Consider the following 11,173-nt stretch of genomic DNA (forward strand, 5'->3'; position numbering starts at 1 on the left):
AGCCAAGCAGCCAAGCAGCCAAGCAGCCAAGCAGCCAAGCAGCCAAGCAGCCAAGAAAAAACCTCCAGCAGATTACTCTGCTGGAGGTTTTTTCTTGTTGCTACAGTGGTGTGCGAGCATCATCCTGCTCGGCGCTCGGCGCTCGGCGCTCGGCGCTCGGCGCTCGGCGCTCGGCGCTCGGTGCCGCTTCCTGTATAATGTCAGGCACATTCGATTTCTGGAGGGCTTCACATGTTGAAAGTCGGTTTTGTCGGTTGGCGTGGCATGGTCGGTTCCGTGCTGATGCAACGGATGCTCGAGGACGGTGATTTCAAGGGCATCGAACCGATCTTCTTCACGACCTCCCAGGTTGGCCAGGACGGTCCTGATGTCGGCGTCGATGTTCCCCCGTTGAAGGATGCCTTTGATCTGGACGCCCTCAAGGCGCTGGACGTGGTCGTCACCTGCCAGGGCGGCGAGTATACCGAGAAGGTCTATGCCGACCTGCGCCAGGGCGGCTGGAAGGGCTACTGGATCGATGCCGCCAGCACCCTGCGCATGGTGGATGAGTCCACCATCGTTCTCGACCCGGTCAATCGCCAGGTCATCGATGCCCAGTTGGCCAAGGGCGCCAGGACCTTCGTCGGCGGCAACTGCACCGTCAGCCTGATGCTGATGGGCCTCGGCGGCCTGTTCGAGGCGGACATGATCGAGTGGATGACCTCCATGACCTATCAGGCCGCCTCCGGCTCCGGTGCCAAGCATATGCGTGAGCTGCTCAACCAGATGGGCAGCCTGCGCGACAGCGTGGCCGGCGAGCTGGCCGACCCGGCCAGCGCCATCCTCGATATCGATCGTAAGGTCACGGCAGCCATGCGCAGCGGCGATTTCCCCACCGACAACTTCGGTGCCCCGCTGGCCGGCAGCCTGCTGCCCTGGATCGATAAGCCCATGGAGAATGGCCAGAGCAAGGAGGAGTGGAAGGGCTCCGTGGAGACCAACAAGATCCTCGGCCTCCAGGATAACCCGATCCCCATCGACGGGCTCTGCGTGCGCATTGGGGCCATGCGCTCCCACAGCCAGGCCTTCACGATCAAGCTCAAGAAGGATGTCCCGATCGACGAGATCGAGGATCGCCTGGCGCGTCACAACGACTGGGTCAAGGTGATTGCCAACGACAAGGATGCCACCATCGACGGCCTGACCCCGGCCGCTGCCACCGGCACCTTGACCGTGCCCGTGGGTCGCCTGCGCAAGCTGGCCATGGGCGGCGAATACCTCTCCGCCTTCAGTGTCGGTGACCAGCTGCTGTGGGGGGCTGCCGAGCCGCTCAAGCGGATGCTGAAGGTCCTGCGGGAGCAGTAAGCCGCGTGCAGTTAGCCATGACCGCGTGAACGAAAGCGGGACGCCCGGGTCGGCGTCCCGCTTTACGTTGGGCGTTGATCGCGGGCGATCGAGGGGTCGCGCATCATGTGATCCATGGCGTATGTTGAAAGTGTAATTAACGCTGATTGTCCGGGAGGGCGTTGGCGCAGGTAATGTGATACATAGTCACCCTAATAATTACGCATATACTTCCAGGTCACCGCCGGGGTCGGCGGGGCGTAGTGGAACGACTCAAGGGAAGCCGATGAAACGCAAGCTGACATTCGCCATGCTGCTTTCGCTCGCCGCCACCAGCCCGCTGGTGCAGGCCCTCGGCCTGGGGGAGGTCGAGGTGAACTCGACGCTCAATGCACCGTTGAGGGCGAGCATCCCCTTGACCGACAGCAGCGGCCTACAGGCCGACCTACTCAATATCTCGGTGGCCGATGAGCGCGCCTTCTCGGCGGCCGGCTTGCCCCGCACTTCGCTGGCGGCCAGCGTGAAAGCGGAAGTGGCGCGACGCCAGGGGCGGTTGATCGTCGACATGACGACCGAGCGGGCCGTGCGGGAGCCCTGGCTCGACCTGCTGCTGCGTTTCGATTGGCCTGGCGGTCAACAACTGCGGGAAGTGACCCTGCTGCTCGACCCGCCTGACTATGACCAGCTTCCGGCCCTGGTCGCGTCATCCTCGACCTCGTCACAGGATATGGCAGCCTCGCCGAGCTCCTCTTCCCCGGAGGCGGAACCGGCGTCGCGCCCCGTGGCACGCACCTCCAGCGCCGGCGCGGGGAATCCCGCCAGGGTAAGCAGCGGCGACACCCTCTGGGCGGTGGCCGGCCGGCTCAGGCCGGATAGCGGCATCAGCATGAGCCAGATGATGGTCGCCTTGGTGGAGGCCAATCCGGAGGTCTTCCCTTCCGGCAACATCAACGCCATGCGGGCCGGCTTTACGCTGGTGGTGCCGTCCCGCGAGGCTATCGCGGCACGTTCCTCCGCCGAGGCCGACCGCATCGTCCAGGCCATGAACCAGGCCTGGGCCAACCGCGGTAATGGTGCACCGGCGAGGGTGGCGCTGGGCGCTGCCGACGATGCACCGGCGTCGGCCGTGGCGAGTGCCCCGGCACAGGAGGGGACATCAGCGCCAGCTGCCGAGGAAGCGCCGCCCGCGACGGCCGAAACGGCGTCCGACGATGCCGCCGCTAGCGGCGAGGATGCGAGTCGTGAAGAGGGCCAGCGGCTGACGCTGCTCAGCGATGCCGAGGTGGCTGCCGAACGTGTAGTGCCGGTCGACGGTGTTTCGACCCAACAGGGGGATGAGCCATCCGTTGCGGCACCCCAGGGGGAGGGGGAGACCGTGGCGTCCCTGGCGCTGCCGTCGGGTGCCGAAGGGAAGGGGCCGTTCATCGACCCCGGCGTGCTGGTGCTGATCCAGGGGGCTGGCGAGCTCACCGAGGATCAGCGCCTGCTGCGCCTGGAGGCGCGTTGGCGCGAGAGTCGAGAGGCCCTGGAGGCGGTTCGCAGCGAGCGTGACGAGCTGCAGTCCCAGTTGGGTGACCTGCGCGAGGAGCTGGACGCCATGCGTGACCAGCTGGCCGCGCTGAGTGCCGGGGGGCAGGGGGCCGATGCCGCAGGGAGCGGTGGCGTGGTGGCCCCCGGCAGCGAGCCGGCAGCCTCCCAAGAGGCGCCCTGGTGGGGCGCCATCTACCAGGGCAGCACTGGCCGCAATCTGATGCTGGGGGGGGGCGGGCTGGCGGCGCTGCTGGCGCTGTGGGCTCTGTTGCGCCGCCGCCGCCGTGAGGAGCGCGAGCCGACGTCGCTGTTCAACGAGTCGTATCCGGTGAATCCTGCATCCAGTGATGTTGTCATGCCGGGCGCTTCCCAGGCGCGGCAGGCCGAAGACCGCGGCGAGCCCCGGGAGGCGTCGGTGCGTGCGTCGATGCCCGAGGCCGAGGCGATCAATGAAGTCGATATCTTCATCGCCTACGGGCGCTACGACCAGGCACGTGAACTGCTGGAGTCCAGCCTGGCTCGGGAGCCCGGCCGTGATGACTTGAGACTCAAGCTGTTGCGGGTGCAGCTGGAACAGGGCGATCACGCGGCGGCGGCATCTCAGGCCGAGCAGCTGCGTGCCAGCGGGGACCCGGATGTCCAGGCCGAGGTGACCCATCTGATGGAGCGCCATGTCCCCAGCGCCCCTTCCGCCCGGGCATCGGCGCCTGAGGCGGAGACGCCGACCGACCGCGCCGTTTTCCCCGCAGCCGATGAGCTTCCTCCGCGCCGCTTCGATGACCCTGACGCACCTGACGCACCTGACGCACCTGACGCACCTGACGCACCTGACGCGCCGGGCGGCCAGGAAGATCCCGAGGTGTCCAGTAGTGCCTACGCCCATGACGACGCCGCAACAGGCGAGGCACCCTCTCGTGAAATGCCGAAGGAGACACCGGACAATGAGGCGGTGCCCGACGGGACATCCCTGAACGACGAGCCGGCCGATCCACTGGCCCGTTATCGTCCGCCTGAGCTGGAGACAGGCCCGGAGCCGGAATCGACATCGGAGCAGGGCCCGGCTCCACGGTCGGAGGCACTCGCATCGCCCGATCTGGATGGTGAAGCCTCTGATGAGGCATCGCTGGAGCAGGAACCCGAGGCGGATGCGCTTCCGGACGCGCCTCTGGAGACCCGCCAGGCCGATGACGGGCGCGAGATCATCGACTACCGTCCGCCGACGCTGGAGGAGCCGCCGGCGCCCCGCGAAGAGACCCCCATGCAGCCCAGCGTGGAGTTCACCCCCTCCGTTGCTGGTGATCGTGACGCGACGAAGGCCATGCCCGGTCGCGATCTGCCCGAGGACTGGGAGGTGGAGGAGGTGGCCTTCCCGCCGCTGTCGCGGGATAATGCTCACTTTTCCGCGGCGGCTTCCTCCACCTCGACGCTGGCCGAGGCACGGCGCCTGTTGGACGCCGGCGAGTCCGGCCAGGCTCGTGCGCTGCTCGAGAGCCTGATCGACGAGACCGACGATCCGGAGGCCAGGGAGAAGGCCCGCGAATTGCTGGATCAATCTGCGCCATGAGCATGAGGTTGAATGACCCTTTTCCGATCCCTCGATGACCGCCACCCCCTGGCCGGCCGCCTGGCCATGGGGGTAGAGTACGACGGCAGTGCCTACTGCGGCTGGCAGCGCCTCAAGCATGCCCCCTCGGTGCAGGCCGCCGTGGAGGCGGCGCTCGCCAAGGTGGCGAACCAGTCGGTCACCGTGCACGCCAGCGGACGCACCGACTCAGGCGTCCATGCCACACGCCAGATCATCCACTTCGATGCCCCGGTGCCACGCTCGCAGAAGGCCTGGGTGTTCGGCGCCAATGCCAACCTCCCTCGGGATGTGGCGGTGCGCTGGGTGAAGGCCGTCCCTGACAGTTTTCATTCCCGCTTCAAGGCCCTGGCTCGGCGCTACCGGTATGTGATTCTCAACCAGCCGAGCCGCCCCGTGCTGGAGCGGGCCAACGCTACCTGGTGTCGCGATCCTCTGGATGCCGAGGCCATGCACTGGGCTGCCCAGGCGCTGGTGGGCGAGCATGACTTCTCGAGTTTCCGCGCTGCCGGCTGTCAGTCGAAGACCCCCTGGCGCCACCTTCATTTCATCGAAGTGCATCGTCACGGCCCGCTGGTGGTCATCGACGTTCAGGGCAATGCCTTCCTGCACCACATGATCCGCAATATCGTCGGTGCCCTGGTCACGGTGGGACGGGGTGAGCGGGGGGATGACTACCTCGCCGAACTGATGGCGCTGAAGAATCGTCGCCTTGCCGACGTGACTGCCCCGGCCTGTGGCCTGCACTTCGTCGATTCGCTCTACGACGAGTGCTGGGGCTTGCCCCGTGAACCGCTGGGCCCCAATCTGCTGGCCTTCCTGGGCGAATGGACCGGCGAGCGACCGTTGCCGGACTGCCCAATGGTCGAGTTTCGCCGCGGCCGCCCGGTGGCAGCCGATGCTTGACCTTGCGTTGATCGGAGCTGCCCTGTGGGAGCGCAGCTTGCTGCGCGAACCGGCGCGAAGCGGCGGTGGGGTTGCCCCATGCGCCTGGCGGCGCCATCGCGATCTGAAGTCGGAGCGCCGAACCGTCGCCCCCACAACATGATCACGGCGCTGTGGCCTTGTGAGAACGCCTACCTTTGTTGATCAGGAGAAGATTTCCTTGACCGTCCCGGCTACCCAACTTCGTACTCGCATCAAGTTCTGCGGCATGACGCGGCCCGAGGACGTCGACGCCGCGGTGGCGGCCGGTGCCGATGCCCTGGGCTTCGTGCTCTGGCCGGGCAGCAAGCGCGCGGTCGACGAGCAACGGCTCGCCGAGCTCGCCGCCCGGGTACCGGCCTTCGTTACCCGGGTCGGGCTCTTCGTCGATCCGGACCCGGCACTGGTGGCGCGCTGCGCCGAGCACCTGGACTTGCTGCAGTTTCATGGTAATGAGTCCCCCGAGGCCTGCCTGGCCGTCGGTCGGCCGTGGATCAAGGCGTTGCGCATGCGCGATGGTCTCGATCTCCATGCCGCTGCCGAGGCCTATGCGGGTGCGCGGGCGCTGCTGCTGGACGCCTATCGGCCGGGTGTGCCGGGCGGCACCGGTGAGACTTTCGACTGGTCGCGAATCCCCGCAGGCCTGGCAAAACCTGTTATCCTCGCCGGAGGCCTGACGCCGGACAACGTGGCCGAGGCGATCGCGGCCGTGGCCCCGTTCGCCGTGGATGTCTCCGGCGGCATCGAGACCGGCCCCGGCATCAAGGATGTGGCTCGCATGGCGGCCTTCCTGCGGGCCGTGCGTCGGGCCGACGACCCGCCCTTCGGGGCGTGAACCGTTAGCTGCACCCCATTCCCCCTACTCTCTTTCTGGCGACCCTGTGAGGTGTCTTTCGTGAGCAAGTTCAGTGACCTGACCCGACTGCCGGATGCCCGAGGCCATTTCGGCGCCTACGGCGGCCGGTTCGTCTCCGAGACCCTGAGCTTCGCCCTGGACGATCTGGCCAAGACCTACCTGAGTCTGCGCGACGATCCGGACTTCCTGGCGGAATTCGACTATGACCTGGCCCATTTCGTGGGCCGTCCGTCACCGCTCTACCATGCCGAGCGATGGTCGAAGCAGATCGGCGGGGCGCAGATCTGGCTCAAGCGCGAGGACCTCAATCACACCGGGGCCCACAAGGTGAACAACACGGTCGGCCAGGCCCTGCTTGCCAAGAAGACCGGCAAGCCGCGCGTCATTGCCGAGACCGGCGCCGGCCAGCACGGCGTGGCCTCTGCCACGGTGGCGGCTCGCCTGGGGCTGGAGTGCGATGTCTACATGGGGGCCGCGGATGTCGAGCGTCAGAAGCTCAACGTCTATCGCATGCGCCTGTTGGGGGCCAATGTCATCCCGGTGGAGTCGGGGACGCGTACCCTCAAGGATGCCATGAACGAGGCGCTGCGCGACTGGGTGACCAATGTCGACACCACCTATTACATCATCGGCACCGTCGCCGGCCCTCACCCGTACCCGATGCTGGTGCGTGACTTCAACGCCGTGGTCGGGCGCGAGGCGCGTCGCCAGTCCTTCGAGGAGTTCGGCAAGCTGCCCGACGCGCTGGTCGCCTGCGTGGGTGGCGGCTCGAATGCCATGGGCCTCTTCTATCCTTTCGTGGAGGACGATGAGGTGGCGATGTATGGTGTCGAGGCGGGCGGCGACGGCGTCGAGACCGGCCGCCACGCCGCGCCTCTCGCCTCGGGCGCTCCGCGCGGGGTGCTGCACGGCAACCGCACCTACCTGATGTCCGACGAGGGCGGCCAGGTCTCCGATACCCACTCGGTCTCGGCGGGGCTGGACTACCCGGGTGTTGGCCCCGAGCATGCGCTGTGGAAGGACGTGGGAAGGGTCAACTATGTGGCGGCCAACGACGATGACGTGCTCGAGGCCTTCCGCGAGCTGACCCGCGTCGAGGGCATCATGCCGGCGTTGGAGACCGCCCACGCCCTGGCCTACGCCAAGGTGCTGGCGCCGACCATGCGTCCCGACCAGAACATCGTGATCAACCTCTCCGGCCGTGGTGACAAGGACATCATGACGGTGGCAAAGATCGACGGAATCGAATTCTAGATGACGGCCCAGACCATGAATCGTATCGACCAACGCTTCGCCGCGCTCAAGGCCCAGGGTCGCCGCGCCCTGATTCCCTACATCACGGCCGGCGACCCGGCCCCGCAGTACACTGTCGGCTTCATGCATGCCCTGGTGGCAGCGGGCGCCGATGTCATCGAGCTGGGGGTGCCGTTCTCGGATCCCATGGCCGACGGCCCGGTGATCCAGAAGGCCTGCGAGCGTGCCCTCAGGCACGGTGTGCGGCTCTCCCATTTGTTCGAGATGGTGCGTGAGTTTCGCCAGACCGACAGCGAGACTCCGGTGGTGCTGATGGGCTACCTCAATCCGGTGGAGCGCATCGGCCTCGAGGCCTTCGCCGACCAGGCCGCCGACTCGGGCGTCGATGGCGTGTTGATCGTCGACATGCCGCCGGAGGAGGCCGACGAGGTCGGCCCGTTGCTCAAGGCCCACGGGCTGGCCTCGATCTTCCTCGTCGCCCCTACCACTTCGCGTGCCCGGGCCGCTACAATATGCGCCCACGGCGAGGGCTACATCTACTATGTTTCGCTGAAGGGCGTGACCGGCTCGGCAAGCCTTAATGCCGAGGATGTGGCCGAGCACCTGGCGCCGCTGCGCGAGATGACCGACCTGCCGCTGTGCGTGGGTTTCGGCATTCGTGATGGGGCGTCGGCGGCCGAGGTGGGCAAGGTGGCCGATGGTGTGATCGTCGGCTCGGCGCTCATCAATCGCATCGCCGAGAACGCCGAACATCCCGAGGCGATCCCGGCCGCCCTGGAGGCGGTGCTGGGGGAGATGCGCCAGGCGCTGGACGCCTGATCCAGGCCCCTCGCCAACCGAATCGACCCTGCCCCCGGCAATGCCGGGGGTATCAGCCTATACGGAAGTGTTTGTGACATGAGCTGGCTAGACAAGATCGTGCCCTCGGTGGGCCGCATCCAGCGCAAGGAGCGCCGTGCGAGTGTGCCCGATGGCCTGTGGCGCAAGTGCCCCAAGTGCGAGGCGGTGCTCTATCTGCCCGAGCTGGAGAAGCACCATAACGTCTGCCCCAAGTGCGACCATCATCTGCGCCTGACCGCTCGCAAGCGGCTCGACTGGTTCCTGGACCAGGAAGGCCGCGAGGAGATCGCTGCCAACGTTGAGCCGGTGGACCGCCTCAAGTTCCGCGATTCCAAGAAGTACAAGGACCGCCTGGCAGCGGCCCAGAAGGAGACCGGCGAGAAGGATGCGCTGGTCGCCATGCGCGGCACCCTGGAGGGGTTGCCGGTGGTGGTGGTGGCCTTCGAGTTTACCTTCATGGGCGGCTCCATGGGTGCCGTGGTGGGCGAGAAATTCGTGCGCGCTGCGACCGTCGCCCTGGATGAGGGCATTCCGTTGATCTGTTTCTCCGCCTCCGGTGGTGCGCGGATGCAGGAAGCCCTTTTCTCGCTGATGCAGATGGCCAAGACGGCGGCGGCCCTGGAGAAGCTCAAGCAGGCCGGCGTGCCCTATATCTCGGTGCTGACCGATCCGGTGTTCGGCGGGGTTTCGGCGTCACTGGCGATGCTTGGCGACCTCAACGTGGCCGAGCCTAATGCGCTGATCGGTTTCGCCGGTCCTCGGGTCATCGAGCAGACGGTACGCGAGCAGCTGCCGGAAGGCTTCCAGCGCAGCGAGTTCCTGCTCGAGCACGGCACCGTGGACATGATCGTCCATCGTGGCGAGATTCGCGAGCGACTGGGCGGCGTGCTGCGCAAGCTCATCCACTGGCCGGTGGCCGGGCAGGAGGCTGACCCCGGTGACGAGCCGGACCTGGTGCAGGCGGCCGAGCAGGCCGAGCAGGAAGAGGGCCTGGCGACAAGCCGCCCGTCGAGCGCCGAGCCGGAAGCCGAACAGAATGCCGAGCCCACCGGTGGGCGCCCCGATCCGGGACGCTGACTGCCCTCCCATGAGCGACCACGTCCTTCCCGATACGCTTCCGGCCTGGCTGGCCAGGCTGGAGGCGGCACATCCGGCCGGTATCGACCTCGGCCTCGAGCGCGTGGCCGAGGTCGCCCGTCGCATGGGGCTGCTGGAGACCGCGCTTGCCGACCGGGTCATCATCGTGGCCGGTACCAACGGCAAGGGCTCGACCGTGGCCATGCTCGAGGCGTTGGCCCGGACCCATGGGCTCTCCACGGCGGCTTATACCTCGCCTCACCTGCTGCGCTACAACGAACGCCTGCGCCTCGAGGGTAACGAGGCGGACGATGCGACGCTGATCGCGGGTTTCGAGGCGGTGGAGGCGGCGCGCCTGGCGGGTGAGCCGGTCAGCCTGACCTACTTCGAGGTAGGCACCCTGGGGGCATTGTGGGCCATCGCTCGCCGCGGGCCGGAGCTGGCGATCCTCGAGGTCGGGCTCGGTGGGCGGCTGGATGCCGTCAACGTCATCGACCCGGATGTGGCAGTGATCACTACCGTGGCCCAGGATCACGCCGCTTTCCTCGGTACCGACCTGCAGGGCATCGGTCGCGAGAAGGCCGGTATCCTGCGGGGTGGGCGGCCCGCGGTGCTGGGCAGCACGACGCTACCGGCCAGCGTGCGTCAGGTGGCGACCGAACTCGGCGCTCGGGTCTATGCCCTGGACGAGGATTTCTCCCGCGATGGCGATGACGCGGGCTGGACCTTCCGGAGCTTTTGGGGTCAGACCCCGGCTGAGACGCAAGATTCGTCGACCTGCACGCAGGATACGAAAGTGACACCGCTGGGGTCTGACCCCAAAGGCGTCAGTGCCCTCGAACTGAGGGATCTCCCCGACCCCACGCAGCAGCGGGGTCAGACCCCAAGGGCGCGGCACTGTGCCCGCATGAGGGACAAACATCTTCGGGTGACCCCATCGTCTGACCCCAAAAGCGTCAGCGGCCTCCCGGACCCCGGCCTGCCCCTGGACAATGCCGCCACGGCCCTGCAGGCCCTGATCCTGGCCGATGTCGACCTGCAGGAAGACGCCTGTCGCCGTGCGCTTGCCGGCGTCCAGCTGCCGGGACGGATGCAGTGGCTGGGACAGTGGTGCCTGGACGTGGGCCATAACCCCCACGCGGCCACCTACCTGGCGGCGCGTCTCGCGGCGCATCCCTGTGCCGGGCGCACCATTGCGCTGTTGGGGATGCTCGGCGACAAGGATGCCGATGGCGTGATCACTGCCCTGGTGCCGGTGGTGGATGCCTGGGTCCCGGCCAGCCTCGCGGGGGAACGTGCCCGCACCGCGGAGGATCTGGCCGAGCGCCTGGCGCTCCACGGCGGCGAGGTGTGGCACCGCGGCGACTCGCCGACCGCGGCGGCCGACTGGTTGGCGGCCCGGCTCGCGCCCGAGGATCGGGTGCTGGTCTGCGGTTCCTTCTTCACCGTGGCCGAGGTGCTGGCATGGCGGCTGTCGGCGGATCAGACTGCAGGGAAAGACACGGCCATCGAGAGAGTGCGATGAAATACGGAATGCGTGAACGTCTCAGCGGAGCAGTGATCCTGGTCGCCTTGGCGGTGATCTTCGTCCCCATGCTGTTCGATGAGCCGGCGCCGCGTAGCGAGCGCCCCCAGCCGGTGATGACCATCGAGCAGCCGGTGGAGGTGGAGGGTCGCGATGTGCCCGACCCGGAACCGCCCGCGGGTCTCGGGCAGAACCCGTCGCCCGGCGAGGCGTCGGCGCCAAGCCAGGAGACCCCGGCGGTGGGGGGCGAGCAGGCGGTTGA

General features: G+C 67.3%; 9 protein-coding genes and 1 pseudogene. All 10 read left to right on the plus strand.

The features are described 5' to 3' along the window. Window positions 1–238, plus strand: a 238-nt coding sequence (locus RI841_RS10255; protein ID WP_310705510.1) for a hypothetical protein, incomplete at its 5' end; no start/stop codon positions are given. Continuing rightward, window positions 232–1,344 (plus strand): aspartate-semialdehyde dehydrogenase, encoded by a 1,113-nt coding sequence (gene asd / locus RI841_RS10260; RefSeq protein ID WP_310705511.1) that lies wholly within the window; start codon window positions 232–234, stop codon window positions 1,342–1,344. The genes RI841_RS10255 and asd, both read left to right, overlap by 7 nt. Window positions 1,345–1,609: 265 nt before the next feature. Beyond that, the gene (locus RI841_RS10265; RefSeq protein WP_310705512.1) at window positions 1,610–4,417 is read left to right on the plus strand and encodes a FimV/HubP family polar landmark protein; all 2,808 of its coding nucleotides are present in this window, start codon (window positions 1,610–1,612) and stop codon (window positions 4,415–4,417) included. Between the two features lie 12 nt (window positions 4,418–4,429). Beyond that, window positions 4,430–5,341, plus strand: coding sequence for a tRNA pseudouridine(38-40) synthase TruA (gene truA, locus RI841_RS10270; protein ID WP_310705513.1), 912 nt, complete (start codon window positions 4,430–4,432; stop codon window positions 5,339–5,341). Window positions 5,342–5,540: 199 nt separating this feature from the next. Beyond that, a complete protein-coding gene (locus RI841_RS10275) occupies window positions 5,541–6,194 on the plus strand; it encodes a phosphoribosylanthranilate isomerase (protein WP_310705514.1) in 654 nt (217 codons plus the stop codon). Between the two features lie 60 nt (window positions 6,195–6,254). Then, window positions 6,255–7,469 carry a tryptophan synthase subunit beta gene (gene trpB / locus RI841_RS10280; protein ID WP_310705515.1) on the plus strand — a complete coding sequence of 405 codons (1,215 nt, stop codon included), beginning with the start codon at window positions 6,255–6,257 and terminating at the stop codon, window positions 7,467–7,469. Between the two features lie 15 nt (window positions 7,470–7,484). Further along, window positions 7,485–8,288: a tryptophan synthase subunit alpha gene (trpA, locus tag RI841_RS10285; RefSeq protein ID WP_310705518.1), complete on the plus strand. Its 804-nt coding sequence runs from the start codon at window positions 7,485–7,487 to the stop codon at window positions 8,286–8,288. 78 nt (window positions 8,289–8,366) lie between these two features. Further along, complete coding sequence (accD, locus tag RI841_RS10290; protein ID WP_310705516.1) at window positions 8,367–9,386, plus strand: acetyl-CoA carboxylase, carboxyltransferase subunit beta; 1,020 nt, start codon at window positions 8,367–8,369, stop codon at window positions 9,384–9,386. A gap of 10 nt (window positions 9,387–9,396) precedes the next feature. Beyond that, entirely contained in the window at window positions 9,397–10,911 is a 1,515-nt protein-coding gene (locus RI841_RS10295) for a folylpolyglutamate synthase/dihydrofolate synthase family protein (protein ID WP_310705517.1), read from the plus strand. 8 nt (window positions 10,912–10,919) lie between these two features. Further along, window positions 10,920–11,173: pseudogene (locus RI841_RS10300) on the plus strand (acetyl-CoA carboxylase subunit beta); the annotation flags it as partial.

It is taken from the genome of Halomonas sp. (assembly GCF_031581305.1).
In the GTDB taxonomy this organism is placed as follows: domain Bacteria; phylum Pseudomonadota; class Gammaproteobacteria; order Pseudomonadales; family Halomonadaceae; genus Halomonas.